Source organism: Alloactinosynnema sp. L-07 (genome assembly GCF_900070365.1).
Taxonomy (GTDB): domain Bacteria; phylum Actinomycetota; class Actinomycetes; order Mycobacteriales; family Pseudonocardiaceae; genus Actinokineospora.
In genome coordinates this window covers 3,992,147-4,017,980 of sequence record NZ_LN850107.1, presented here as the reverse complement: position 1 = coordinate 4,017,980, position 25,834 = coordinate 3,992,147, and the positions used below count along the sequence as shown (strand labels likewise).

Genomic DNA, 25,834 nt, shown 5'->3' with positions numbered 1-25,834 from the left:
CCATGGACCAGCCAACGCTGCCGAACCACCCGCTGCCGTGGACCCTGGCTGAGGTACTGGCGATGCCCGAGGACATTGGGCCGCGAGTAGAACTGATCGACGGGGCGCTCGTCGTGAGCCCTGGACCAGGGAACAGGCATCAACGGGTACTGCTGCGTCTCTCGATCGCTCTGGACCGCCAGGTGCCGAAGCACCTAGAGGTCTTGCCCGTCGTGAACGTTGTTCTCGGCCCAGAGCGCCTGTTGATTCCTGACATCGCGGTCATGACCTGTGCCGGGCAGGACGATCTCTACCTCCGGGTGCCTGACCTCCTGATGGCGGTCGAGATCATCTCGCCGTCGTCGCGGTCGTATGACGTGGCGCAGAAGCGGGTGCTCTACGCCGAGGCCAGTGTTCCCTTCTACCTCCTCGTGGATCCTGGCGAAAGGCCGTCGACCGCCACGCTGTTCCGGCTCGAAGGCGACGGGTACGTCGAGGTGACCTCCAGCAAGGTCGGGCGGCTGCGGTTCGACGAGCCGTTCTTGGTCGACATCGAGTTGCCCTGACTCACAGCTCCCGATAAGCCCTGGTCAGCGCCCGGATGTCGGCGGCGCGGTGTTGTTGGACCTGGGCGAAGAAGTCGTGGTTCTCGATCACGTGCGGCCGTCGGAGCAGGCCGGGCGACTCGCGGCGGAAGACCGAGATGCAGTCGGTGAACTCGGGGCCGCCCCACGGAACCAGTTCCTGGACCAGGCAGCGCAGGCCGACGTCCCGGCAGAAGCCGCGGAACTTGGCCGCGGACATGCTGGCCGCGCGCCAGTGGACGTTCTCCACGGTCAGCTCGCCGTCGGCGCCGCGGTAGGCGTCCATGTTGGAGTGGTGGAGGATGCCGGTGCCACCGGGGACGAGCTTGGTCGCGAGCTGCTCCAGGTAGCTCTTGATGACGTCCTCCTCGACGTGGATCAGCGAGTCCCAGCTGAACACGAAGTCGACCGAGTCGTCGGGCACCATCGCCAGGGAGCGGCCGTCGTTGACGTGGTACTCGATGTGGTCGAGTTCTTTGAAGCGTTCCTTGCAGGCGTCGATGCAGCGCTGGGTCAGGTCGACCACGGTCAGCCGCGGGGTGGACGGGGCCAGGTACTGGGTGATCCGGCCGAACCCGGGGGCGATCTCCAGAACGTGCGCCGCGGGCAGGAACGCGCCGATGCGGGGGCGGATGGCCCAGGTCCACATGGACTCGGTGCCGCCGTAGCCGACCGACCACTCGTCACCGCCCGAGGACCACTCATGGTTCGACCACTGGTTCAGGTTGTCATCGACGCTCGGCATGGGCGCATTGTGCTCCTGGATGGGCCGCGTGGCACCTCTTCACGGTGGGCAGACAGCGGGCCGTTACGGTGGGGCCCGTGACGAGCGCTACCTCCATGTTCCTGGCGAACATCCCCAGCCCCGACCGCGGTGTCTGGCAGCTGGACCTCGGGTTCGTGACCTTGCCGCTGCGCGCTTACGCGCTGTGCATCATCGCGGGCATCATCGTGGCGATCTGGTGGGGGGAGAAGCGGCTCATCGCCAGGGGCGGGACACCGGGGACGGTGATCGACGTCGCCGTGTGGGCGGTGCCGTTCGGGCTGGTCGGCGGCAGGCTCTATCACGTCGCGACCGACTACTACCGGTATTTCGGTGAGGGCAAGAACCCGCTGGACGCGCTGCGGATCTGGGACGGCGGGCTCGGGATCTGGGGCGCCATCGCGCTCGGTGGCGTCGGTGCCTGGCTCGGCTGCAAGCGCAAGGGTGTCCCGCTGCCGGCATTCGCCGACGCGGTCGCGCCCGGCATCGTCGTCGCGCAGGCGATCGGGCGGATCGGCAACTACTTCAACCAGGAGCTGTTCGGCGGTCCGACCGACCTGCCGTGGGGCCTGGAGATCTACCGCCGGGTCAACGAGTTCGGCATCGAGGACCCGCTCAACGGCGTGGCCGAGCCGACGCACACGCTGATCGAGAACAGCCCGGTCCACCCGACCTTCCTCTACGAGCTGATCTGGAACCTGTTGGTCGCCGCGTTCATCGTGTGGGCCGACCGCAAGTTCCGGCTGGGTCACGGCCGCGTGTTCGCCCTCTACGTCGCCGGGTACACCCTCGGCCGCGGGATCATCGAGATGATGCGGACCGACCCGGCCACCCTGGTCGCCGGGCTGCGGATCAACGTGTTCACCTCGGCACTGCTGTTCGTCGGCGCGATCGTGTACTTCGTCATCGCCCGCAAGCGCGGCGGCCGCGAAGACCTGTCCACTGTGGACTTGACCGACACCGAGACAGCGGCTGACGGCGGCGCCGAATCCGATGACGCGGACGCCGACGGCGCGGACGGCACCGACAAGGCCGCCGAGACCCAGGACAGCGACGACGCCGCGGACGACACGGCCAAGGACTCCGCTTCTGCGACCAAGGACGCGTAGCGCTCACAGCGCGATCGACACCCCAGAACCTCCCCACCCGAAGCCGGGTCGGGGAGGTTCTGGTCGTAGCAGCCCAGTCGGGCCGCGCCGCCGACCCGGCTGACTCGTTTCAGGACTGTTAAACTTGGGACACCGCGGGCCGCTGCCGTCCCGCGCCCAGAGTGGCTTCCGCCCTCGGCGAAGCCACCCTTGAGCGCGACAGCAGGATTGGAAGGCCGGCGCAGATGATCTTCTCCGCTCTCCCGCCGCGCGCGGGGCTCTACGACCCCGCGGCGGAGCGCGACGCCTGTGGGGTGGCCATGGTGGCCGATATCCACGGCAGGCGCTCCCACGCCATCGTCACCGACGCCCTCACCGCGTTGGCCAACCTCGAACACCGCGGCGCGGCCGGGGCCGAGCCGACCAGTGGCGACGGCGCGGGCATCCTCGTGCAACTGCCTGACGCGCTGTTGCGCGCGGTCGCCGAAGTCGAGCTGCCCGATTCCACCGACCACGGCCACCACTACGCCACGGGCCTGGCGTTCCTCCCGGTCGACCCCGACGCCCGCGCGAAGGCCGTCGAACTGGTCGAGCGCACCGCCGAGGAGGAGGGCCTGCGGGTCCTGGGCTGGCGGGAGGTGCCGGTCGACCCGGACGCGGCCGGGATCGGCCCGACCGCGCGCTCGGTGATGCCGCACTTCGCCATGCCCTTCGTCGTCGCCGAGTCCGGCGCGGCCGGTGTCGACCTCGACCGGCTCGCGTTCTGCCTGCGCAAACGCGTCGAACGCGACAGCGCCACGGCGGGCTGCGGCGTCTACTTCCCGTCCCTGTCGGCCCGCACCCTGGTCTACAAGGGCATGCTCACCACCGAGCAGGTCCCCGCGTTCTTCCCCGACCTGCGCGACGAGCGGCTGACCAGCGCGATCGCCCTGGTGCACAGCCGGTTCTCCACCAACACGTTCCCGTCGTGGCCGCTGGCCCACCCGTTCCGCTACGTCGCGCACAACGGCGAGATCAACACCGTGCGCGGCAACCGCAACCGGATGCGGGCCCGTGAGGCGCTGCTGGAGTCCGATCTCATCCCGGGCGACCTGACCCGGCTCTACCCGATCGTCGACCCTCGTGGGTCGGACTCGGCCTCGTTCGACGAGGTGCTGGAGCTGCTGCACCTGGGCGGCCGGAGCCTGCCGCACGCGGTGCTGATGATGATCCCGGAGGCGTGGGAGAACCACGCGACGATGGACCCCAAGCGCCGCGCTTTCTACCAGTTCCACTCCAGCCTGATCGAGCCGTGGGACGGCCCGGCCTGCGTGACGTTCACCGACGGCACGGTGGTGGGCGCCCTGCTCGACCGCAACGGCCTGCGCCCGGCCCGCTGGTGGCGCACCCGCGACGACCGGATCGTGCTGGCCAGCGAGTCCGGGGTGCTCGAACTGCCGCCCGCCGATGTCGTGGCCAAGGGCAGGCTGCAGCCCGGCCGGATGTTCCTTGTGGACACCGCGGCCGGGGTGATCGTCAACGACGACCAGGTCAAGGCCGAGCTCGCCAACCAGCTGCCCTATGAGGAGTGGCTGCACGCGGGCCTGCTCAAGATCGCCGATCTGGCCGACCGCGAGCACGTCGTGCAGACCCACGAGTCGGTCCTGCGCCGCCAGCTCACCTTCGGCTACACCGAGGAGGAGGTGAAGATCCTCATCACGCCGATGGCGGTGACCGGCGCCGAGCCGATCGGCTCGATGGGCACCGACACCCCGCCCGCGGCGCTGTCGCGGCGCTCGCGGCTGCTCTACGACTACTTCAAGCAGAACTTCGCCCAGGTGACCAACCCGCCGCTGGACGCCATCCGCGAGGAGATCGTCACCTCGGTGCAGCGGATCATGGGCCCGGAGCAGAACCTGCTGGAGCCCGGCCCGGCCTCGTGCAGGCACATCCAGCTGCCGTACCCGGTGATCGACAACGACGAGCTGGCCAAGCTCATCCACGTCAACGACGACGGCGACCTGCCCGGCTACGCCAGCACTGTCCTATCTGGACTGTATGAGGTGGACGGCGGCGGACAAGCGCTCGCTGCGGCGATCGACCGGGTCCGCAGGGAGGCGTCGGAGGCGATCGAGGGCGGCGCGCGCATCCTCGTGCTGTCCGACCGCGACTCCGATCACCGGATGGCGCCGATCCCGTCGCTGCTGCTCGTGTCGTCGGTTCACCACCACCTCGTGCGCACGAAGGAGCGGCTGCGGGTCGCGCTGGTCGTGGAGAGCGGCGACGCGCGCGAGGTGCACCACGTTGCGCTGCTGCTCGGCTTCGGCGCCGCGGCGGTCAACCCGTACCTGGCGTTCGAGACGATCGAGGACCTGATCGCCCGCGGTTCGGTCACCGGGGTCGAGGCCCGCACGGCGATCCGGCGCTATGTGCAGGCGCTGGTCAAGGGCGTCCTCAAGATCATGTCGAAGATGGGCATCTCCACTGTCGGCGCCTACACCGCGGCCCAGGTCTTCGAGTCCTTCGGCCTGGCCCAGGACCTGCTCGACGAGTACTTCACCGGCACCCAGTCCAAGCTCGGCGGCGTCGGGCTCGACGTGCTCGCGGCCGAGGCCGCCACCCGGCACCGCCGCGCCCACCCGGAGAACCCGACCGACCGGGTGCACCGGCGGCTGGAGGTCGGCGGCGAGTACGCCTACCGGCGCGAGGGTGAGCTGCACCTGTTCACCCCGGAGACGGTGTTCCTGCTGCAGCACGCGACCAAGACCGGCCGCGAGGACGTCTACCGCGAGTACTCCGCCGAGGTCGACCGGCTCAACCGCGAGGGCGGCGCGCTGCGCGGCATGTTCGCGCTCAGGACCGAGGGCCGCACGCCGATCCCGATCGACGAGGTCGAGCCGGTCGAGTCGATCCTGCGCCGGTTCAACACCGGCGCGATGTCCTACGGCTCGATCTCGGCCGAGGCACACGAGACCCTGGCGATCGCGATGAACAGCATCGGCGGCCGCTCCAACACCGGCGAGGGCGGCGAGGACGCCGACCGGCTGCACGACCCCGCGCGCCGCTCGGCGATCAAGCAGGTGGCCTCCGGCCGGTTCGGCGTGACCAGCGAGTACCTGGTGCACGCCGACGACATCCAGATCAAGATGGCGCAGGGCGCCAAGCCGGGTGAGGGCGGGCAGTTGCCGCCGAACAAGGTCTACCCGTGGATCGCGCGCACCCGGCACTCGACCGCGGGCGTCGGGCTGATCTCGCCGCCGCCGCACCACGACATCTACTCCATCGAGGATCTCGCCCAGCTCATCCACGACCTCAAGAACGCCAACGAGAACGCGCGCGTGCACGTCAAGCTGGTCAGTGAGGCGGGTGTCGGCACGGTCGCGGCAGGCGTGTCCAAGGCGCACGCCGACGTGGTGCTGATCTCCGGCCACGACGGCGGCACGGGCGCCTCCCCGCTCAACTCGCTCAAACACGCGGGCACGCCGTGGGAGGTCGGACTCGCCGAGACCCAGCAGACGCTGATGCTCAACGGGCTGCGCGACCGGATCACCGTCCAGGTTGACGGTGCCCTCAAGAACGGCCGCGACGTCGTCATCGCCGCCCTGCTCGGCGCCGAGGAATACGGCTTCGCCACCGCGCCCCTGGTCGTGGCGGGCTGCGTGATGATGCGGGTCTGCCACCTCGACACCTGCCCGGTCGGCGTCGCCACGCAGAACCCTTCGCTTCGCAAACGGTATACCGGGCAAGCCGATCACGTCGTCAGCTACTTCCGGTTCGTGGCGCAGGAAGTGCGCGAGTACCTCGCGGCACTGGGCTTCCGCACGATCGACGACGCCGTCGGCCACGCGGAGCTGCTCGGGGTCGACGAGACCGCCGAACACTGGAAGGCCGAGAGCCTCGACCTGAGCCCGATCTTCGCCATGCCAGCCGACGCGGGCCCGCGCAGGCGCATCCGCGCCCAGGACCACGGCCTCGACCAGGCCCTCGACCGCACGCTGCTGCGACTGGCCGAGCCCGCACTGGAGGACGCCCTTCCGGTCCGGCTGGAAGTCCCGATCCGCAACGTCAACCGCACCGTGGGGACCCTGCTCGGCGCCGAGGTCACTCGCCGCTACGGCGACGGCCTGCCCGACGACACCATCCACGTCACCCTCACCGGCTCGGCGGGCCAGTCGCTCGGCGCGTTCCTCCCCAACGGAATCGCGCTGGAGCTGATCGGCGACGCGAACGACTATGTGGCCAAGGGATTGTCGGGGGGAAGGATCATCGTCCGCCCGCACCCCGACGCGCCGTTCGCCGCCGAACGGCAGGTGATCGCGGGCAACGTGATCGCCTACGGCGCCACGAGCGGTGAGGTGTTCCTGCGCGGGCGGGTCGGGGAACGCTTCGGGGTGCGCAACTCCGGGGCGGTCATCGTCGCCGAGGGCGTGGGGGACCACGCCTTCGAGTACATGACCGGCGGGCGGGCCGTGGTGCTCGGTCCGACCGGGCGCAACCTGGCCGCGGGGATGTCCGGCGGGATCGCCTACGTGCTGAACCTGGACCCCGCCGCGGTGAACCCGGCGATGGTGGAGATCCAGCGGCCACTGGCCGACGACCTGCGGTGGCTGCGCGAGATCGTCAGCCGCCACCACGCGCTCACCGGGTCGGCCGTGGCCGCCTCGTTGCTGGGCGACTGGACGCGGCGGGCCGCGGTGTTCGCCAAGGTGATGCCGCGCGACTACCAGCGGGTGCTGGAGGCGATGCGCCTGGCCAGGGTTGAGGGGCGCGACGTCGACGAGGCCGTGATGGAGGCGTCCCGTGGCTGACCCGAGCGGCTTCCTCAAGCATCCCCGCCAGGACGCGCCCAAGCGGCCCGTCGCCGACCGGCTCGGCGACTGGCGCGAGGTCTACCGCGACCAGGCACCCGCCGAGCGCGACCAGCAGGTCCGCGCCCAGGCCACCCGCTGCATGGACTGCGGCATTCCGTTCTGCCACTCCGGCGCCGCGGGCTGCCCCCTGGGCAACCTCATCCCAGAGTGGAACGACCTGGTCCGCCAGGGCGACTGGGGGCAGGCCAGCGACCGGCTGCACGCCACCAACAACTTCCCCGAGTTCACCGGCAGGCTGTGCCCGGCCCCGTGCGAGTCCGCGTGCGTGCTGGCGATCTCGCCGGACTCCGGTGGCGCGGTGACGATCAAGCGGGTGGAGAACACCATCGCCGACGTCTCCTGGGAGCGCGGCCACGTCGAGCCCCGGGTGTCCACTGTGTCCTCCGGGCGCCGGGTCGCGGTCGTCGGCTCCGGTCCTGGCGGGCTAGCCGCGGCCCAGCAGCTCACGCGGGCGGGCCACGAGGTCACCGTCTTCGAGCGCGACGACCGGCTCGGCGGCCTGCTGCGCTACGGCATCCCCGAGTTCAAGATGGAGAAGCGCGTCCTCGACCGGCGGCTGGCGCAGCTGCGGGCCGAGGGGACCAAGTTCGTCACCGGCTGCGAGGTCGGCGTCGACTTGTCGGTGGCGGAACTGCGCGCTCGCTTCGACGCGGTGGTGCTCGCCGTCGGCGCCCTGCGCGGGCGGGACGCGCCGGACATCCCCGGGCGGCACCTGCGGGGCGTACACCTGGCGATGGATCACCTCGTCCCCGCCAACAAGCAGATCGAGGGCGACGGCCCGACCCCGATCGACGCGCGCGGCAAGCATGTGGTGATCATCGGTGGCGGCGACACCGGGGCCGACTGCTACGGCACCGCGACCCGTCAGGGCGCGGCCAGCGTCGTGCAGCTCGACCAGTACCCGCGTCCGCCCGACGACCGCGACGACGACCGGTCGCCGTGGCCGGTCTGGCCGTGGATCCTGCGCACCTACCCGGCGCACGAGGAGAGCGGTGAGCGCCGGTTCGCCGTCGCGGTGGACAAGTTCGCGGGCTCCGACGGCATCCTGACCTCGGTGCAGCTGCGCGAGGTCGAGGTGCGCAAAGTGGACGGTGTGCGGGAGGTCGTGCCGGTCAGCGACGACGTGCACGTGCTGCCCGCCGACCTGGTGCTGCTGGCCATCGGTTTCGACGGCGTCGAACACCTGCCGCTGCTCGACGGCTTGGGCTTGTCGCTCACCAAGCGCGGGACTCTCTCTTGTGGAGCCGACTGGCAGACCGCCGCGCCCGGCGTGTTCGTCTGCGGCGACGCCCACCGCGGCGCTTCGCTGGTGGTCTGGGCGATCGCCGAAGGCCGCTCGGTCGCCCACGCGGTCGACGCGTTCCTCACCGGAGCGTCGGATCTGCCCGCGCCCGTGCACCCGAACGCGCTGCCGCTCGCCGTGCGCTGAACATCGGGCTAACGGTCGGTGAAGCGGCCACCTGGGCATTGACGTGTCTTTACGCTCGGCGCCAGGGAGGTGGCGCACCGTGAGCGACGGATCGTCTGGGCTGTCCTGGTTATCGAGCAACCTGGAAGCCACGGCAGGCATGGTGACGCTGGCGGTCACGCTGGTCGGGTTCCTGGTCGCGTGGTGGCGCAAGCGCAAGCGGATCAGCTACCGGGTCCACCTGGACACCCCGATCGGCGTGACGCCCGATCACAACAACGACATCGCCGTCGAGTGGAGCTACCAGGGCCGCGACCTCGTCGACCCGAGTTTCGCGCTGGTGCGCATCATGAACACCGGCAGCCGGGAGATCCGCGAGGAGGACCTGCGGGTCCCGCTGACCCTGGAGTTCGCGGGCAGGCGGGTGGTCGACGCCAAGGTGATCGAGGCCGACCAGATCCTGGCCAAGCTGCTGGCCCAGGAGGACTCGTGGCCGCCGGTCGACGTCACCGAGCTCCTACTGCCGAAGGTGCCGCTCAACCGCAAGCACCGGATCAAGGTGCTCGTGCTGCTCACCGGCAAGCCTGACCCGGCCATCAAGCAGGCCGTGACCTGCGACGGCTTCCTCAGTGGCGGCAAGATCGTCCACGACACCACCCGGGGTGACGGACCGAGCAACCGCAGCCTGGTGCTCGGCGGCACGGCACTGCTCGCCGTCGGCGCGTCCCTCGCTCTGCTCATCAGCGCGCCGTGGAGTCCGCGGACCACGACGTGCGCCCCCGGCACGATCAAGATCACCGGGTCGAGCGCGTTCGACCCGGTGGCCAAGGAGATCGTGCAGTCCTACCGCGACCAGTGCGACGAGGCCGAGATCAGCGTCGCGGGCCAGGGCAGCCTCGACGGCCTGCGCGAACTCGACAACGCGGGCCGCAACGACGCCGAGTCCCGCGAGGCGCTGATCGCCATGTCCGACGGACCGGCCTCCCGCAACTACCACAACCTGACCCCGCACCCGCTCGGTGTGGTCGCGTTCGCGGTCGTGGTGAACAAGGAGACCGGCAAACACGAGCTGACCGCCGACCAGCTCAAAGCGATCTTCGCGGGCGAGGTGACCGACTGGAGCGCGGTGGGCGGCCCGGACCTGCCCATCAGCATCGTCAGCCGCGGCGCCGGATCGGGTACCCGGCTGGCCTTCGAGGAGAAGGTCCTCGGCCGCTCCGAGCCCGCCCTGTCCTCCGACGACTGCACCCACCGCAACCGCGACCCCAACGCCAAGGTGACCCGCTGCGAGCACTACAAGACCTCGGAGCTGCTCGACCAGGTCGACCGCCTGCCCGGCGCCATCGGCTACGCCGAGGTCACCGCGACGACCAAGTACACCAACCTCAACCGGATCAAGCTCGACAACCGGGATCCCGACCTCGACTCGGTGGTCAAGCGCGGCTACCCGTTCTGGGCGGTGGAGTACTTCTACACCTACGGCCAGCCGCAGGACGGCGGGCTCGTCGACTCCATGATCGACTACACGAACACCGACGCGGCGAAGAACATCCTTCGCCGCGCCGGTTATCTGCCCTGTGTGGACGGTCCCCAAGATCTGATGGGAACCCTCTGCCGCTAGATGATCCGCACTAGAGGATCGGGACCGCCCAGCAGTTGGAGATCGTGGGGAGTCCGGCGAACCGGGCTTCCAGCCAGGCGAACGTGCCGGGGTAACCGGCGATCGCGCCGCCCGCGTGGGTCGGGCCGAGGTTCGGGGCGAACCGGACATCGACGCCCTTGCCGCACCAGTCGAGCGCGAGCTGCTTGCCGTTGGAGTACGGGATGGCGTCGTCGAGCACCGAGTGCGAGATCAGGACGGGCACGGTCGGCTTGAGGTTGCCGATCCGCTGCTCGGTGATGATGTTCTTCAGCTGTGCGTTGGTGTTCAGCAGCGACGTGATCGACTTGCCGTCCGCGGTGAGCGACGTCGACTGCTTGAACGCGAACTGCGGGATGGCCCCGAGCGTGCACGGCACCTTGACGTCGTTCATGAACTTCTGGCCCTCGGCGTTGAGCAGCGGAGTGATATCGATGCCGTAGCCCGCGGACTGCCCGACCATCGCGTAGCCGAGGAACGCCATGTAGAGGCCGCCGTCGAGGTTGTCCGCCACCGAGAACAGGTTGGCGGGGACGGCTCCGGCGGACACGCCCTTGAGTTTGAGTTCCGGGGCGTAGGTGGGGTGGAGTTCGGCGGCTGACGCGGCGGAGCCGCCGCCCTGGGAGTAACCGTGGATGGCGACCGGGCCGCCCGTGGCCAGACCGGTTCCGGGCAGTCGCTGCGCGGCGCGGATCGAGTCCAGGACCGCCCGGCCCTGCACGACCCGGTTCATGTAGGTGTGGTCACCCTCGGTGCCAAGGCCCTGGTAGTCGGTGATCGTCACGGCGTAGCCGCGGGCGATCAGTCCGGAGACGAAGGGGCCCTCGTACTCCGATCCGACGCTCATCTGCCGCGACGGCGCGCAGTCGTCGGCCAGTCCCTGGGTGCCCGCCGCGTAGGCGACGATCGGCCGCTGGCCGACGCCGATCCACGGGGCCTTGGGGACGATCACTGTGCCGGTGACCGCGATCGGCGTCCCCACGCGGTCAGTCGTGCGGTACATGATCCGCTGCACGTTGGCGTCGATCTTGATCAGCTGGATCGGGTCCAGGTAGAAGATCGACGACTCGCTGCGGATGATGTCGCCGTTGGCCGCGGGCAGGGTCGCGGGCGTCGAGTAGAACGACGGGGCTTCCTCGGCGGAGAGTGCCGGAGCGGCGACGACACCCGCGACAGCCAGCGCTGCCACGGATGCCGCCACACCGATACGACGGGTCAAACGAAACGTCACAGTGAACTCCCGGAAACGTCGGGACGCGCTACCGAGCGGTAACTTCGTGTTCAGACAGTGACGTGGATCGCAATATCAAGTCAACGAACGTTGTTCAGCCGCACTGTCGCCGCTGTTCCCCGTACTAAGGAAGTGGTCCATTCGGCCGTAACCGTGCGGTAGTACGGCCTAAAGGAAGGGCACCACCCAGCAGTTGGAGATCGTGGGGAGTCCGGCGAACCGGGCCTCCAGCCAGGCGAACGCGCCGGGGTAGCTCGCGATCGCGCCGCCGACGTGGGTCGGGCCGAGGTTCGGGGCGAACCGGACGTCGGCGCCCTTGGCGCACCAGTCCCGCGCGAGCTGCTTGCCGGTGGCGTACGGGATGGCGTCGTCGAGCGCGGAGTGCGAGATCAGGATGGGCACGGTCGGCTTGACCTTGCCGATCCGCTGCTCGGCCACCATGTTGCTGAGCTGCTGGTTGGAGTTCAACACCTCCGGGATCGACTTGCCGTCCGCCGTGAGCGACGCCGACTTCTGAAACGCGAACCGGGGCAGGGCCTGGAGGGTGCAGTGCTCCTTGACCTCGTTGAAGAACTTGGCGCCCGTGGCGTTGAGCAGGGGAGTCGGGTCGTAGCCGTAGCCCGAGGTGAGCCCGACCGTCGCGTAGCCCAGGAACGCCGCGTACAGGCCGCCGTCGAGGTTCTTCGCCACGTCGAACAGGTCGGCGGGGACGGCGCCCGCGGAGACGCCCTTGAGCTTGAGTTCCGGGGCGTAGGTCGGGGCGAGCTCGGCGGCGGCGGCCGCGGCGCCGCCGCCCTGGGAGTAGCCGTGGATCGCGACCGGGCCGCCGGTGGGCAGGCCGGTCCCGGGCAGCCGCTGGGCGGCGCGGATCGAGTCCAGGACGGCGGTGCCCTGCACGATCCGGTTCATGTACGTGTGGTCGCCGTCGGTGCCCAGGCCCTGGTAGTCGGTCATCGCGACCGCGTAGCCGCGCGCGATCAGGCCGGAGACGAAGGGGCCCTCGTATTCGGTGCCGACGGTCAACTGCCGTGACGGCGCGCAGTGGTCGCCGACGCCCTGGGTGCCCGCCGCGTAGCCGACAATCGGCCGCTGGCCGATGCCGACCCACGGCGACTTGGGGACGATCACCGTGCCGGTGACCGCGATCGCCTTGCCGAGCCGGTCGGTCGTCCGATACATGATCCGCTGGACGTTCGCGTCGATCTTGATCAGCTTGATCGGGTCCAGGTAGAAGATCGACGGCTCGCTGCGCACGATGTCGCCGTTGGCCCCAGGCAGGGTCGCGGGCGTCGAGTAGAACGGCACGGCCTCGGCGGCCTGGGCGGACGGGATGGCGGCCACGCCCGCGATCGCCATGGCGGCCGCGGCTGTCGCCACGCCGATGCGGCGGGTCAATCGAAACGTCACGGTGAACTCCCGGAGACATCGGTCAAAGCTACTGAGGAGTAGCTTCCTTTGCCGACAGTGACCCGTGTCGCACTTCGGTGTCAAAGAATCTTGTTCCCGAGGACTGCGCGGGCTGTTCCCTGGGCTAACAAAATCGAAACAGTGTCGTAATTCAGGTGTAGAGCGCCCGAAGTCGGGGGTCGGGGGTGGCCGCGGGTCCGGCCATCGCGGTGAGCAGGTCCCGCAGACCTCGGACGGCTGCGGCGCCGTGCTCGCGGACCAGTCGCTTCTCGTAGCGGCGGTGGAACTCGCGAGCCGCGGCCAACGCGGCTTGGCCGTGCGCGGACAGGTGCAGCAGTCGCGCGCGCTTGTCGGACGGATCGGGCCGCCGCTCGACGTAGCCGCGCGCTTCCATGTCGTCGACGATCTGCCCCGCGCCCTGCTTGGTGATCTCCAGCCGGACGGCGAGGTCGCTGACGGTCATCGGTGCCGCGCTGAGGGCGCGCAGCACATAGCCGTCCGAGCGGCCCTGGTCGGTGAACCCCTGCTCGTCCAGCGCGGCACGCAGTTCGCGGACGAACTCCTGCCAGCCGAGCGCGAGCAGGATGCCGAGGTCGATGGGTTGCGCGTCGGTGGCCATGTCGGCAACTATAGACAAGCAAACTTGGTCAAGCTGACTTGTCTATCTGGAGGAAACCCATGGCCGTCATCAAGGCCGCGGACGCACCACGCTTCGAACTGCCCGGTATCGAGTTCACCGGCCTGGCCGCGCCCAGTCGCGGCTCTGGCGGCCTGTGCACCTGGCGCATCTCGGTCGCGCCCGGTGTCGACTCCGCGCCGCACACGCTCGACGAGGACGAGGTCTTCATGGTCACCGCGGGCGCGCTCCGGGTCACCCCGGACGGCGAGGAACTGTCGGCGGGGGACGCCGTGGTCGTCCTGGCCGGGGACCCGATCGCGGTGCGCAACGCCGGGTCGGAGCCCGCCACGGCCTACATCGCGATCCGCGCGGGCTTCACCCCGAAGATGGCCGACGGCACCGCGGTCGACACCCCGCCGTGGGCGCGTTGATCGAATGTCCGCCAGGATCGGGGGCGTGAAGACAGCCGCGTTCCTGGTCCTGGCGTTCCTCGCGCTCACCGGGTGTTCCAGCCCCGCCCCGACCGCCGCCCCGCCTTCGAGTGGGACACCGACCTCGACCTCGACTCCGCCGGGCCCCAGTCGCAGCCTGGCCGAGGTAGACCCGTGCGCGCTGCTCACCGGGCCGGATCTCGCGCCGATCCTCAAGGACACCGCGCCCGACCCGCGGCGCGACAACGCCGACGGGCACATCGGCTGTGCCTGGGGCGACGGCGAGTTCCGCGGCGTCTGGCTGTCGTTCGCCACCGGCGACGTGCCCGAGTTCAAGCGGCAGGTCCCGGTCGGCACCCGGCAGGGCGGGGTCGTCGAGGAGCTGGAATACACCTGTGACGTGCGGGTCGACATCGACGGTGTCGGGATCGACCTGCGCGCGGTGGCCTCCGACAAGGTCGACTGGTGCCCCGAGGCGACCGCCGCGCTGACCGCCGCGGTTGGCAGGCTCGGCTGGTAGCGATTCACCCAGGCCGCACGCGAGCGAGTTGACCGCGCGACACGGTCTGGTGGGTTAGGTCCACGGGACCGCGTTCCGTGCGCGGCATGCGAGACTGCGGGCGATGAGCGCGCGAGATGATCACCAGCGGGCCGGATACGGCCACTACACAGCGATGCGGGTCGAGCAGGGGCGCGTGCGCGGCCTGGCCCGCCACCTCGAACGACTCGACCGCGACGCCTGGGTCGTGTTCGGCGCGGGCATCGCCGAGGACGTCGTGCGCGCCGAGATCCGGCGCGCGGTCGACGGACACGCCGAACCTGTCTACGCCAAGGCGACCGTGTTCGCCCCCGACTTCGACCGCCGCACCCCAGAGGCCGATGTCGAACCCCAGGTCGAGGTCACCGTCGGCGCGCTGCCCGGCGACGACGGCCCGCCGCTGCGCGTGCGCACCGCTGCCTATCAGCGCGATCTGCCGACGATCAAGCACGTCGGGGTGTTCGGCCCCACCTACCACCGCAGGCTCGCCCGCAAGGCCGGGTTCGACGACGTGCTGTTCGTCAACCCGGACAACGAGGTGTGCGAGGGCGCGACGTGGAACATCTGCTTCCTCGACGGTGACACAGTGGTGTTCCCGAGCGCCCCCGCGTTGCCCGGGATCGCCATGGGCCTGATCCAGAGCGGCCTCACCCGCGCCGGACTGCACTACGAGGTGCGGCCGGTCTTCGCCGCCGACCTGTCCGACTTCGGCGCCGCCTTCGCGACCAACGCCCTGCGCCCGGTCCGCCCGATCGGCGCGATCGACGACGTCGAGTTCAAGGTCGACGCCGACGCGGTCGCCCGCCTGCGCCGCTGCCACGACTCGACCCCAGAGGAACGCGTGTGAGCCCGTCGTTCGACGGGTTCGGCGAGTACGCGATCGACTTCTACGACGGGCTCGTCGCCGACAACTCCAAGACCTATTGGGACGCCAACAAGGCGACCTACGAGTCCGACGTGCACGCGCCGATGAAGGCGCTGCTGGCCGAACTGGAGAAGGAGTTCGGCGGCGACTTCGGGGCGCCCAAGGTCTTCCGCCCCTACCGTGACGTCCGCTTCGCCAAGGACAAGACCCCGTACAAGACCAACTGTGGCGGCGTCATCGAATCCGGCCGCGGCGGCGGCGCGTACTACGTCGAGGTGAGCCCGGCGGGCCTGCGCACCGGCGGCGGCTGCTTCAACCTCGCCGCCGACCAGCTCGCCCGCTTCCGCACCGCCGTCGCCGAGGAGATCCACGGCGACCGCCTCCGCGACATCCTGGCCACGCTCAAGCGTCAGGGCTGGGAGATCCACGGCGAGCAGCTCAAGTCCACCCCGCGCGGCTTCGCGAAGGACCACCCGCGCATCGACCTGCTCCGCTACCGCTCGGTCTACGCCGTGCGCGTGTGGGAACCCGACGACGTCCTGCACGAGCGCGAGTGCCTCACCCGGGTCCGCAAGGCCTGGCGGCAGCTGCGTCCGTTCAACGAGTGGGCCTTCGACCACGTCGGCGTCTCCACCAGCTGAACGACGCCTGCGGCGACGGTTCGGACTCGCCATTACTGAATCGTTCAGAAGCAGCTCCAGATGTCCGCTGGAAGAACAATCTGAATCGAAACGCAAGCTACTCGCCGGTACCACATGATCGGTACAGTCGGGCGGGCTAAGCTCCACAAACGTGAGCCGACGCGCGAAGATCGTTTGTACGATGGGCCCCGCCACCTCCACTCCGGAGAAGCTGCGGGAGCTGGTGGCCGCGGGTATGGACGTGGCGAGGATGAACTTCAGCCACGGCCACCACAGCGACCACAAAGAGATCTACGACCTCATCCGGGCCGCCAGTGACGAGGCCGGGCGCGCGGTCGGCGTGCTCGCCGACCTGCAGGGCCCCAAGATCCGGCTCGGCACGTTCGCGAGCGGCCCGGTCCAGTGGAACACCGGCGACGTCGTGCGGATCACCGTCGAGGACGTCGCGGGCACCCACGACCGGGTCTCCACCACCTACAAAGGACTCGCCAAGGACGCCAAGGTCGGCGACAAGCTGCTCGTCGACGACGGCAAGGTCGGCCTCGTGGTCACCGCCGTCGAGGGCCAGGACGTGGTCTGCGAGGTGTTCGAGGGCGGCCAGGTCAGCAACAACAAGGGCCTGTCGCTGCCCGGCATGGACGTCTCGGTCCCCGCGATGTCCGAGAAGGACATCGAGGATCTGGAGTTCGCGCTACACCTCGGCGTCGACTTCATCGCGCTGTCGTTCGTCCGCTCGCCCGCCGATATCGACCTGGTCCACCAGGTGATGGACCGCGTCGGCCGCGGCCGCCTGCCGGTCATCGCCAAGCTGGAGAAGCCCGAGGCGGTCGACAACCTCGAAGCGATCGTCCTCGCCTTCGACGGCGTCATGGTCGCCCGCGGCGACCTGGGCGTCGAGCTGCCGCTGGAGTACGTCCCGGTGGTGCAGAAGCGCGCGATCCAGATCGCCCGCGAGAACGCCAAGCCGGTCATCGTGGCCACGCAGATGCTCGACTCGATGATCAACAACTCCCGGCCGACCCGCGCCGAGGCCTCCGACGTGGCCAACGCCGTCCTCGACGGCGCCGACGCGCTGATGCTCTCCGGCGAGACCAGCGTCGGCCGCTACCCGATCGAGTCGGTGGCCACCATGGTCCGCATCATCGAGGCCGTCGAGACCGAGACGACCCCCGACGCCGTCCCGCCGCTCTCACACGTGCCCCGCACCAAGCGCGGCGTGATCTCCTACGCCGCCCGCGACATCGGCGAGCGCCTCAACGCCAAGGCCCTGGTCGCCTTCACCCAGTCCGGCGACACGGTCAAGCGGCTCGCGCGGCTGCACACGAAGCTGCCGCTGCTCGCGTTCACCCCGGAGCCGAGCGTGCGCAGCCAGCTCGCGCTGGTCTGGGGCACCGAGACCTTCCTGGTGCCCAGAGTGGACTCCACCGACGAGATGATGCGCCAGGTCGACATCTCGATGCTGTCGATCGGCCGCTACCAGCCCGGTGACCTTGTGGTCATCGTCGCTGGTTCCCCGCCGGGAACGGTCGGCTCGACTAACCTCATCCGAGTGCACCGGCTGGGCGAAGAGGACCACGCCTGAGTTCTCCCGCCGGTCGGGAAAGGACTGACCGGCATGGCTGAATCACTCACCTCGGATGGTGTTCCGCGCGGCCAGCAGGTCCTCGACCGGCTGGTCGCGCTGCTCGATCTGGAGAAGATCGAGGAGAACATCTTCCGCGGCGTGAGCCCGAGCCATTCCCCGGTCCGCGTGTTCGGCGGCCAGGTCGCGGGCCAGGCACTGGTCGCGGCGGGCCGCACCGTCCCACCGGAACGCGGCGTGCACTCCCTGCACGCCTACTTCATCCGCGGCGGCGACCCGAGCGTCCCCATCGTCTACGAGGTCGACCGCATCCGCGACGGCCGCTCCTTCACCACCCGCCGCGTCGTGGCGATTCAGCACGGCAAGGCGATCTTCGCGCTGTCGGCGTCCTTCCAGATCATCGAGGACGGCATCGAACACGCCGAGGACATGCCCGACGTGCCCCCACCGGACGCCCTGCCCTCCCACGGCGACCTGATGACCCCGGAGCTGAAGGCCAAGTTCGGCCGCATCGCCGACCGCCCCCGCCCGATCGACATCCGCTACGTGTCCGAACCGCCCTGGTTGTCCCGCGAGTCCGGTCCCCGCGAGGCCAGCAACCAGGTCTGGATGCGCGCGGACGGAACCCTGCCCGACGACCCGCTGCTTCACGTCTGCGTCCTGGCCTACGCCTCGGACATGACCCTGCTCGACTCGGTACTCGCCCGCCACGGCGTCTATTGGGGCACCGACAACGTCATGGGCGCGAGCCTCGACCACGCCATGTGGTTCCACCGCCCATTCCGCGCGGACGAGTGGGTCCTGTACGACTGCGTCTCCCCGAGCGCGTCAGGTGGGCGTGGACTCGCGACGGGACGGTTCTTCACGCAGTCGGGCACGCTGGTGGCGACGGTCGTGCAGGAGGGTTTGCTGCGGATCGTCTGACCTTCTCAAACGTCTGACCCGCGGTGGGCGTCCTGATGCCCCAAAAGGCCGCCAACGAGTCGGGGTGCGGGTTCGTCGGCGGCAGGCAGGGTGGCCGCGAGGTCGCGCAGGCTGGTGAGTGTGTCGGTGAGTGCGGCCCGCTCGGTGTCGGTGAGGGGGATCTCGGCTGCCTGGGCCAGAAAGCCGCGCGCGCCTGTTGGGTCGTTGGTTCGTGCCGCGAGCTCGGCGCGGTAGGCCAAGGCTTCCAGTAGGTCGACCGGTGCCGCGGTCGCGTGATCCCGCTGGATCGCGTTGTCCAGGATTCGGGCGGCCTGCTCGTCGTGGCCGTGGGAGTCGCCCATGACCACGGCGCTGCGGAGGGAGGCGGCGAGTTTGGTCTGGGGTGGTTCCTTGTCGGCGGGTTCGGCCTTGGCGGCGAGGATCCTGATCCAGTTTCCGCCGGGGTCGATGACGGTGAAGCCGGACAGGTTGTCGGCGTTCTTTCGCTTGCGTGGGCGGGTCATCCGGGGAATTCCGGCGACCAGGAGCTTGCCGTGGGCCGCGCGCATGCCCGCGGCGAAGGCCTGGAACAGAGCGCCGGTGTCGGGCACCAGCACCAGGCAGGAGCCGTAGGAGTCCTCGGGCTTGAAGTCCGGCATGCCGAAGAAGTCCAGCCGGAGACCCTCACGGGACAGCGACACGTACGGATTGGGGCGGACCTGGTAGTAGGTCCGGGTGAACCCCAGCATCTCGTAGAACTCGACGATCTCGTCGATGGACCGGCAGGGCAGCAGCGGCACGGTGGTCTCGTGCATGTGGTCCTTCCTGTGCGCTACGCCGTACGGTACGGCGTACGCAGGAACCGTACGGTACGGTGTACGCAAGACGCAAGAAGAGGAGAACTCGGCAGTGGCGCGACCTTCCCCGGCCCTGGCGCACAGCCTCTACTTGTTGTGGGGCCATCACCCCAAGCCGGGCCGCTCCGGCCTCACGGTGTCCGCGATCGTCCGCGCGGGCATCGAGATCGCCGACGCCGACGGGCTCGACGCCGTCTCGATGCGCAAGGTGGCCGACCAGCTGAGCGTCGGCGCGATGTCGCTCTACCGGCACGTGCCTGGCAAGGACGACCTCACCGCGCTCATGGTCGACTCGGTCTACGGCGAGTTGTATGACAACGACGTCGAGGCCGCGACTCGGGTCGGTGGTTGGCGGGAGGCGATGAAATTCGTCGCCGCCCGGAACTGGGACCTCTACGAACGGCACCCGTGGCTGTTCGACATCCGCTCGTCCCGGCCGACCCTTGGGCCGAACCTCAGCCGCAAGTACGAAACCGAGCTACGGCCGCTCGACGGCATCGGTTTGTCCGACCTCGAGATGGACGCCGCGCTGACCCTGGTGCTGAGTCACGTCGACAGCGCGGCCCGCGCGCACCGGAGCACCTCCCGGACCCAAGCCGACTCCGGGATGTCCGACGCCGAGTGGTGGGGCGTGGTCGCGCCGGTCCTCGAACAGGTCATGGTCGACGAGGACCTTGTCCTGTCCGGCCGCGTCGGCAGCACGGTCGGCGCTCACTTCAACGCGACGCAGAGTCCTGAGCACGCGCTCGCGTTCGGTCTCGACACCATCCTCGACGGCATTCAGGTCCGGATAGCCTTGGCTGCTCCAGGCAGCCCAACTGTGTGAGCAAAGATGCACCTTACTTTGACGCGTCAAGGGCAGGGTGGTGTGAAGTGGTAGCCGGGGAAGTACTGGGCCCAGTCCTGGCTCGTCATCCGGGGTCGGGTCGGGGCGCAGACGCGGGCGGCGACGCGCTCGACGTCGGTCTCCCAGGTCTTGACCGTCCGGTCGTGGCTGCCCGTGGCCAGGGTGTGCCCGTCGGGATGGAAGGACGCCGAGTAGACATTGTCGGTGTGGCCGGTGAGCGGGGCGGCGACGACCGTGGGGCGGGCCGGGTCGGTGATGTCCCAGAGCCGGGCGGTGACGTCGACGCTGGTGGTCACCAGCGCGTGGCCGTCGGGGCTGAAGGCGGCCCCGTGCACGGGGGCCGTGTGCCCGGTCAGCACGGCCAAGTGGACCGGTCGCCGCGGGTCGGTGATGTCCCAGAGCCTGGCTGTCGCGTCGGTGCCGGTGCTCACCAGGGTTCGGCCGTCCGGGGCGAAACCGACCGTGTTGACGTAGCCGGAGTGTCGGACAAGGTGGCTGAGCTGGCGCGGCTCGCGGGGTTCGGTGATGTCCCAGAGGCGCACGGTGTCGCTCTGTCCGGCGGTGGCGAGCAAGCGGCCGTCGGGGCTGATCGCGACGCCGAAGACGGCGTGTGGGTGGGTGATCGTGGTGAGGAGGCTGGGGTTTCGGGGGTCGCGGACGTCCCACAGGCGGGTCGTCGTGTCCAGGCTCGCGGACGCCAGGAGGTTCCCGCGATCGCCGAACACGACCGTGTAGGCCTGGTTCGCGTGGTTGGCGACGGGTATCGGGACCGCCGGAGTGGCGAGGTCCCAGAGCAGCACCGCGCCGTCTTCGCCGGTGGCGGCGATCCACTGGTTGTCCGGGCGGTACGCGAGTGAGCGCACCGTTTTGGCGTGTCCCTCAAGGTTCGGCAGCCGCTTCGGGTTCAGTGGGTCGGCGACGTCGAACCGAAGGATGACCGAGCCCTTGCTCGCGGCGAGGACGCGGCCGTCCGCGCTGAACGCGACAGAGCGAACGGCGTCTGTCGCGTTGCCCGTGGAGAGCTGCGTCGGGTTCGGGGTGACCAGGCCGCTGATGAGGCTGCCCCGGGTCTCGGCGACGGGCGCCATGCGGAACGCGGCGAGACTGACCTGACCCGCCAGGTCGGCGTCGCCACTCCGCAGGGCGATCGCCTCGTACGCGGCGACCTGGGCCGCGGCGATGTCGCGTTGCCGGGATGCGTCCTGATAGGACTCGACGGCCACCGCGGCGGCGATCGCGACCGCCACCGTGAGACCGACGGCGAGCAGCCCGCGTCGTCGTCGGACGCGGCGCTGACTGTGTTCGCGCCGGACGGACTCGGTGAGGAACTCGCGCGTAGTGGGGAGCAAGTCCGGGTCGGAGGGGTTCACCCACTGGCTGGACGCGCCCAGTCTCGGTTGGCGGTAGAGGTCCGAGTCGTGGCGGCCCTCCCGGTCCCATTGCCGCGCGGCGTCGGCGACTCGCTGGCGGACCAGCAGCCTGGTGCGGTCGCCGTCGATCCAGGCGCGCAGCCGCGGCCACGCGCGCAGCACGATGTCGTGGGCGATCTCCGCGCGGTTCGCGCTCAAGGTGACCAGGCGGGCTCCGGCGAGGGCCTCCAGCACCGACTCGTCCGCGGTCGGGTCGTCGGTCTCGCCGACCAGTCGTGCCCGGTCGGGGCCGAGCCGGGTGTCGTCGGTGCCGTCGCCGATCTGGATCATTCGCAGCAGCAGCCGCTTGGCGGCCGCCTGGCTGTGGTCATCGAGCCGTTGGAAGGCGTTCTCGGCGCTGGCGGCGATAGCGCCGCGCAGGCCGCCGGTGAGCCGATAGCCTGCCAGGGTCAGGGCATTGCCGTCACGTTGTTGCCAGGTCGCGAACAGCGAGTGCGACAGCAGCGGGAGAGCACCAGGCTCGTAGCGCCGCCCGTCCTGGACGTCCTCGGCGCCCAGCTCGGCCAGCATCAGCTCGGCCAACCCGTTCTCGACCGTCATGCCGACCGCGGCCGCGGGCTTCTCGATCACGGCCCGCAGTTCGGCGGCACTCATCGCGCCGAGCGGGAGATGACCGCGTCGCAGGGCCGAGACGAACTCCGGATAGGCCGTGCAGTGTCCATAGAAGTCGGCGCGCAGGGCCAGCACGACGACGGCGGGGGAGCGCAGCGCGGACACGAACAGCGCGCGTTCCGCCTCGTCGGCGCAGTGGGTGAACAGCTCCTCGAACTGGTCGACGACCACGACCACGGTCTCGTCGGTGGGCCACAGCCGGTCGGGAGCCTGCCGCAGCCGATCCTCGACGTCGGCCTGCTCCGTGTCGAACATCGTGGCCACTTGCCGCGTCAACTCCCGAACTGGGTGCGCGGTCGGCGTCATCACCAGGTGCCGCCACGTTCGGGAGCCGGGGAACCGGCCTTGCTGAAGTGCCGGGACAAGTCCCGCCCGGAGCAGCGACGACTTGCCCACCCCCGATGGCCCGACCACGAACAGCGGCGACCGGTCGTCAAGCCGCTCGGTGAGGCGCGTGACCAGATCGGCTACCACGCGCTCCCGGCCGAAGTACCACTCCGCCTGCGTGGTCTGGAACGGGGCCAAGCCGGGGTATGGGCAGACTTCGCCTGCTGGGTCGTCGTCTGTGGTTGGCGGCTGGTCCACCGCGTACCGCCGGTCGACGAGCCGGTCCCGCACGTCGATCCAGCGCGCGACGTCACCGCCGCACGCGGCCACGAACCGGCAGACGAAATCGGCGGTGGGCAGCTTGTCCGCGTTGAGCGCTCGGTTCGCCGTGGACGATGGCATGGGCACCCCGCGCCGCTCCGCGCCCGCCTGGAGTTGTTGGAGCGTCCGGTATCCGGCCCACGCCATCAGGTTCTTGAGGCTGTGACGGTATTCCAGCTGACTTGCCACCGAGTGCGGAACCGGCTCAACGCCACGTCTGCCCACGCCGTGCCTCTCGTCGTGAGAGACCCACGTTAGGTCAAGTCGCCAGGTCAGCGGCATCCCGTATACGGGAAATCATCCAAGCGAAGTACCCGCCCGCATCGTTGGTGACGCCGGTTCACGGCAGCAACCCAAACAGATTGGACCCGACCATGAACGCGATCCGACTGCTTTCCTTCATCGCCATGAGCGTGATGAGCATGGCGCCGAGCGCTTCCGCGACCCAGGCCGAGGCCGCACCGCCCGCGGCCGCGGGCCCACATGGGACGGTGGCGAACAAGCTCAAGACCCCGGTCAAAATCACCCGATCGTGGTGTCATTCGACGAACGGTCCTTGTGCGAACAAGGACATCGTCACGCTCAAGGCGGGCGGCACGAGCAAGGGTGACATCGACGGCTTCCACGTTCCCAGCGGGCAGCGGTACTACGTCGAGTTCGACAAGCTGATCGGGAAGGAGAAACGCTGTGTCGGCTCCGGCTGGCACAAGATCAACGACACGATCGTCGCCAGGATCCTGCGGACCTGCTGACCGGACTGTCCTATCCGGCCGCCGACCACGACCGCGCACCGCGGTGGGGTCGGCGGCCGGCGTTGACCAGCCCTCGGATGTTCACTGGTCTATCGCCCGACAGACTGGCCGTGATCGTCAAAGGGCGCCAAGAGGAAGGGTGGCCGCGACCCCGGTGGTGTGTCGGCCGTCCAGGCGTTCCAGGGTGATTCCGCGTTCGCGGGCCAGGCGGGTCAGTTCGAGGGTCGCGCTCGTCAGCGTGGGAACGGCCATGGTCGCCACGCGAAGGGCGGCTTCGACGACGGTGTCGGTTCGGTCCGGTGGGCGGGTCGCGGTGATGGCGACCGTGATGGCGGCCCCGGGGGCGGCGGTGAGCAACCAGCGCAGGAGCTGGCCCGCGACGTTGGGCGGCAGGTCGGCCCAGCCGGTCAGGCGGAACGTCGCCTGGCGGATCGTGCCGCTGCGCCAGTGGTGCCAGTGTTCCTGGACTTGGCCGCGGCCGGAGTTGGTGTGGGAGAGGGCGGCGAGGGTGCCGAGCAACTCGGGCTCGGCGAGCGTCCGCGTGGGCAGCCCGTCGCGGCGGAGCTGCCGGTGTGCGCGGCGGATCGCGTTGCCCAGGGCCAGAGTGACCTCGGCGTCGCGGTGCGCGTCGACCGTCCGCAGGGCTTGGAGCGCGATCCAGACCCGCGGTGGCCGGTCCCGCTTGACGCCCGCGTGGTGGACCACCCGCACGGCGAAGGCGAGGGCCTGCTCGTCGGTGGGTGGCAGCAGGTCCTCCGGCGGAGGGATCGCCTTGGTCAGATCCCGCGCCGTGGAACGCGGCAGCAGGACGGCGGTGAGCCCGGTCGGCTGGCTGACCATGAACACCGGCTCCCCGTTGACCGTCGCGTTGATCCCGGTCGACTCGGGGGACAGATGGCGCAGGAGTGCCGGGCCTGCGTCGGTGGACAGCTCGCAGACGCGGCGGCGGGCCAGGTAGGTCGACCACGCCATCACCCACTCGTGCAGCCACCGGCCGCGGCGGCGGACCGCGGTGAGAGCCAGGACCAGCAGCGAGGCGACCGCGACGGCGGCGATCACGTACCAGGGTTCGCCGACGACCAGCACCGCGGCGATGAGGACGAGCTGCCAGCACATGATCCGCAGAGCGGTGATCTCGCCGAGGAGTCGCCGAATCGGATTCGGGCGGTCGGCGTCGGGCGGGGCGGGTGAGCGGGTGGGGCGGTTGGTGTCTGCTGGAGGGGCTGGGGTGGTCCAGGCAGGCTGCCCGCCCGTGGCGGCGGGTGCGCCGAGGGGCGCGGTAGTGGGGGCGGCGAACGCGGCGTCGCGGGCGGCGGCCTGGTGGGTACGGGCGGCGTGGCCGTGGCCGCTCGCCTGACCGATGACCGGCTGCCGAGTAAGGCCGACGGTCCCGTGGGCTTGATGGGACTGGCCGGTGGTCGCGTGGGATGGGTGGGGCAGGCCGGCGGTCGCGTGGGCTTGGGCCGGGCCGGTGGTCGGGTGGGCTTGGTGGGCCTGGCCGGTGGTCGCTTGGGCTTGATGGGGGAAGCCGGTGGTCGCGTGGGCTTGATGGGCTGGGCCGACGGTCGCGTGGGATGGGTGGGGCGGGCTGGCGGTCGCCGGGGGTTGGTGGGTCTGGCCGGTGGTCGCGTCGAGGTATGGCCTGCCGATGGTCGGATGGGTTTGATGGGGCCGACTGGTGGCCTGGAATGGGTGAGGTATGTCGATGGTGGCCTGGGATGGGTGGGGCAGGCAGGCGGCGGCGTGGGTTTGGTGGGCTGGGCCTGCGGTCGCGTCGGCTTGATCGGCTGGGCCGGTCGCGGTGGGTCGGCGGGGCGGGGGCGCGGTCGTGTGGGGCTGGTGGACGGCGGGTTGGTGGCCGGGCGTCGGGTGGGCTTGGTGGGCAGAAGCCATGGCCGGGTGGATGGCTGCCTGTGGATGGTGTGCCGGGTCGATGGCCGGGTGGTTGATCGCCGCGCCCGAGGAGGGCAGGCGTACCGGCGTCGGCGTGCCGAGGGGGGTGTCGGGGGTGGCTGCGCGGGGCTCGGTCACGGGGTCCAGCGTGCGTGCGGAGGATGAGATTTCGATGACACGGGCGATTCATGGCAGGAACCGGCGAAACCGCTCACGGCTGGTCCCCATCCTGTTACGGTGAACACCGCTGTTCATAATCAGCCAACT

20 protein-coding genes are annotated in these 25,834 nt (G+C 69.9%); 13 read left to right on the top strand and 7 right to left on the bottom strand.

The window, feature by feature from the left end; translation table 11 throughout:
• Positions 1 to 2 precede the first annotated feature (2 nt).
• Positions 3 to 545 carry a Uma2 family endonuclease gene (locus BN1701_RS17740; protein WP_054050278.1) on the top strand — a complete coding sequence of 181 codons (543 nt, stop codon included), beginning with the start codon at positions 3 to 5 and terminating at the stop codon, positions 543 to 545.
• Position 546: 1 nt separating this feature from the next.
• On the opposite strand, the gene BN1701_RS17735 is transcribed toward BN1701_RS17740, so the two are convergent.
• The gene (locus tag BN1701_RS17735) at positions 547 to 1,308 is read right to left on the bottom strand and encodes a class I SAM-dependent methyltransferase (RefSeq protein ID WP_054050276.1); all 762 of its coding nucleotides are present in this window, start codon (positions 1,306 to 1,308) and stop codon (positions 547 to 549) included.
• Between the two features lie 77 nt (positions 1,309 to 1,385).
• Here BN1701_RS17735 and lgt point away from each other — a divergent pair, with 77 nt between their 5' ends.
• The 4 genes from lgt to BN1701_RS17715 all read left to right on the top strand — a co-directional run bounded on the left by lgt (position 1,386) and on the right by BN1701_RS17715 (position 10,293).
• Positions 1,386 to 2,435, top strand: coding sequence for a prolipoprotein diacylglyceryl transferase (gene lgt, locus BN1701_RS17730; RefSeq protein WP_369800570.1), 1,050 nt, complete (start codon positions 1,386 to 1,388; stop codon positions 2,433 to 2,435).
• A 224-nt stretch (positions 2,436 to 2,659) separates the two neighbouring features.
• The gene (gene gltB / locus BN1701_RS17725; RefSeq protein ID WP_054050272.1) at positions 2,660 to 7,201 is read left to right on the top strand and encodes a glutamate synthase large subunit; all 4,542 of its coding nucleotides are present in this window, start codon (positions 2,660 to 2,662) and stop codon (positions 7,199 to 7,201) included.
• A complete protein-coding gene (locus tag BN1701_RS17720) occupies positions 7,194 to 8,693 on the top strand; it encodes a glutamate synthase subunit beta (protein ID WP_054050270.1) in 1,500 nt (499 codons plus the stop codon). The genes gltB and BN1701_RS17720 overlap by 8 nt, the downstream gene beginning before the upstream one ends.
• Positions 8,694 to 8,772: 79 nt before the next feature.
• Positions 8,773 to 10,293 carry a PstS family phosphate ABC transporter substrate-binding protein gene (locus BN1701_RS17715; protein WP_157368047.1) on the top strand — a complete coding sequence of 507 codons (1,521 nt, stop codon included), beginning with the start codon at positions 8,773 to 8,775 and terminating at the stop codon, positions 10,291 to 10,293.
• A gap of 10 nt (positions 10,294 to 10,303) precedes the next feature.
• Here the strand turns inward: BN1701_RS17715 and BN1701_RS17710 are convergent, their stop codons facing one another.
• The 3 genes from BN1701_RS17710 to BN1701_RS17700 form a co-directional block, all read right to left on the bottom strand.
• On the bottom strand, positions 10,304 to 11,500 hold the full coding sequence (locus BN1701_RS17710) for a lipase family protein (protein WP_231949634.1): 1,197 nt from the start codon (positions 11,498 to 11,500) through the stop codon (positions 10,304 to 10,306).
• A 210-nt stretch (positions 11,501 to 11,710) separates the two neighbouring features.
• The gene (locus BN1701_RS17705) at positions 11,711 to 12,949 is read right to left on the bottom strand and encodes a lipase family protein (protein ID WP_231949633.1); all 1,239 of its coding nucleotides are present in this window, start codon (positions 12,947 to 12,949) and stop codon (positions 11,711 to 11,713) included.
• A 151-nt stretch (positions 12,950 to 13,100) separates the two neighbouring features.
• Positions 13,101 to 13,568 carry a MarR family winged helix-turn-helix transcriptional regulator gene (locus BN1701_RS17700; RefSeq protein ID WP_067520777.1) on the bottom strand — a complete coding sequence of 156 codons (468 nt, stop codon included), beginning with the start codon at positions 13,566 to 13,568 and terminating at the stop codon, positions 13,101 to 13,103.
• A 59-nt stretch (positions 13,569 to 13,627) separates the two neighbouring features.
• Between BN1701_RS17700 and BN1701_RS17695 the strand changes: the two genes are divergently transcribed.
• The 6 genes from BN1701_RS17695 to tesB all read left to right on the top strand — a co-directional run bounded on the left by BN1701_RS17695 (position 13,628) and on the right by tesB (position 18,549).
• On the top strand, positions 13,628 to 13,999 hold the full coding sequence (locus tag BN1701_RS17695) for a cupin domain-containing protein (protein WP_054050263.1): 372 nt from the start codon (positions 13,628 to 13,630) through the stop codon (positions 13,997 to 13,999).
• Between the two features lie 25 nt (positions 14,000 to 14,024).
• On the top strand, positions 14,025 to 14,519 hold the full coding sequence (locus BN1701_RS17690) for a DUF3558 family protein (RefSeq protein WP_172803274.1): 495 nt from the start codon (positions 14,025 to 14,027) through the stop codon (positions 14,517 to 14,519).
• Between the two features lie 103 nt (positions 14,520 to 14,622).
• Positions 14,623 to 15,384: an aminotransferase class IV gene (locus BN1701_RS17685; RefSeq protein WP_067520774.1), complete on the top strand. Its 762-nt coding sequence runs from the start codon at positions 14,623 to 14,625 to the stop codon at positions 15,382 to 15,384.
• Complete coding sequence (locus BN1701_RS17680; protein ID WP_054050257.1) at positions 15,381 to 16,043, top strand: DUF2461 domain-containing protein; 663 nt, start codon at positions 15,381 to 15,383, stop codon at positions 16,041 to 16,043. Before BN1701_RS17685 ends, BN1701_RS17680 begins: the two co-directional genes overlap by 4 nt.
• 151 nt (positions 16,044 to 16,194) lie before the next feature.
• Complete coding sequence (gene pyk, locus BN1701_RS17675; RefSeq protein ID WP_054050255.1) at positions 16,195 to 17,625, top strand: pyruvate kinase; 1,431 nt, start codon at positions 16,195 to 16,197, stop codon at positions 17,623 to 17,625.
• A gap of 33 nt (positions 17,626 to 17,658) precedes the next feature.
• The gene (gene tesB / locus BN1701_RS17670) at positions 17,659 to 18,549 is read left to right on the top strand and encodes an acyl-CoA thioesterase II (RefSeq protein ID WP_054050252.1); all 891 of its coding nucleotides are present in this window, start codon (positions 17,659 to 17,661) and stop codon (positions 18,547 to 18,549) included.
• Between the two features lie 5 nt (positions 18,550 to 18,554).
• On the opposite strand, the gene BN1701_RS37365 is transcribed toward tesB, so the two are convergent.
• Positions 18,555 to 19,343 carry a hypothetical protein gene (locus BN1701_RS37365; RefSeq protein ID WP_054050251.1) on the bottom strand — a complete coding sequence of 263 codons (789 nt, stop codon included), beginning with the start codon at positions 19,341 to 19,343 and terminating at the stop codon, positions 18,555 to 18,557.
• A 94-nt stretch (positions 19,344 to 19,437) separates the two neighbouring features.
• Here BN1701_RS37365 and BN1701_RS17660 point away from each other — a divergent pair, with 94 nt between their 5' ends.
• Positions 19,438 to 20,211: a TetR/AcrR family transcriptional regulator gene (locus BN1701_RS17660; protein ID WP_054050249.1), complete on the top strand. Its 774-nt coding sequence runs from the start codon at positions 19,438 to 19,440 to the stop codon at positions 20,209 to 20,211.
• Positions 20,212 to 20,237: 26 nt separating this feature from the next.
• Here the strand turns inward: BN1701_RS17660 and BN1701_RS17655 are convergent, their stop codons facing one another.
• Complete coding sequence (locus tag BN1701_RS17655; protein ID WP_172803273.1) at positions 20,238 to 23,111, bottom strand: WD40 repeat domain-containing protein; 2,874 nt, start codon at positions 23,109 to 23,111, stop codon at positions 20,238 to 20,240.
• A gap of 185 nt (positions 23,112 to 23,296) precedes the next feature.
• Here BN1701_RS17655 and BN1701_RS17650 point away from each other — a divergent pair, with 185 nt between their 5' ends.
• Positions 23,297 to 23,674, top strand: a complete 378-nt coding sequence (locus BN1701_RS17650; protein ID WP_157368046.1) for a hypothetical protein — start codon at positions 23,297 to 23,299, stop codon at positions 23,672 to 23,674.
• 117 nt (positions 23,675 to 23,791) lie between these two features.
• Here the strand turns inward: BN1701_RS17650 and BN1701_RS17645 are convergent, their stop codons facing one another.
• A complete protein-coding gene (locus BN1701_RS17645; protein ID WP_231949632.1) occupies positions 23,792 to 25,705 on the bottom strand; it encodes a type VII secretion protein EccE in 1,914 nt (637 codons plus the stop codon).
• Between the last annotated feature and the right edge of the window lie 129 nt (positions 25,706 to 25,834).

Excerpts from the sequence above, each read along its gene's own strand:
- BN1701_RS17740 (WP_054050278.1), top strand. The coding sequence starts at position 3 with ATGGACCAGCCAACGCTGCCGAACCACCCGCTGCCGTGGACCCTGGCT.
- BN1701_RS17735 (WP_054050276.1), bottom strand. The coding sequence starts at position 1,308 with ATGCCGAGCGTCGATGACAACCTGAACCAGTGGTCGAACCATGAGTGG.
- gltB (WP_054050272.1), top strand. The coding sequence starts at position 2,660 with ATGATCTTCTCCGCTCTCCCGCCGCGCGCGGGGCTCTACGACCCCGCG.
- BN1701_RS17700 (WP_067520777.1), bottom strand. The coding sequence starts at position 13,568 with ATGGCCACCGACGCGCAACCCATCGACCTCGGCATCCTGCTCGCGCTC.
- BN1701_RS17695 (WP_054050263.1), top strand. The coding sequence starts at position 13,628 with ATGGCCGTCATCAAGGCCGCGGACGCACCACGCTTCGAACTGCCCGGT.
- BN1701_RS17685 (WP_067520774.1), top strand. The coding sequence starts at position 14,623 with ATGAGCGCGCGAGATGATCACCAGCGGGCCGGATACGGCCACTACACA.
- tesB (WP_054050252.1), top strand. The coding sequence starts at position 17,659 with ATGGCTGAATCACTCACCTCGGATGGTGTTCCGCGCGGCCAGCAGGTC.
- BN1701_RS37365 (WP_054050251.1), bottom strand. The coding sequence starts at position 19,343 with ATGCACGAGACCACCGTGCCGCTGCTGCCCTGCCGGTCCATCGACGAG.
- BN1701_RS17650 (WP_157368046.1), top strand. The coding sequence starts at position 23,297 with ATGAACGCGATCCGACTGCTTTCCTTCATCGCCATGAGCGTGATGAGC.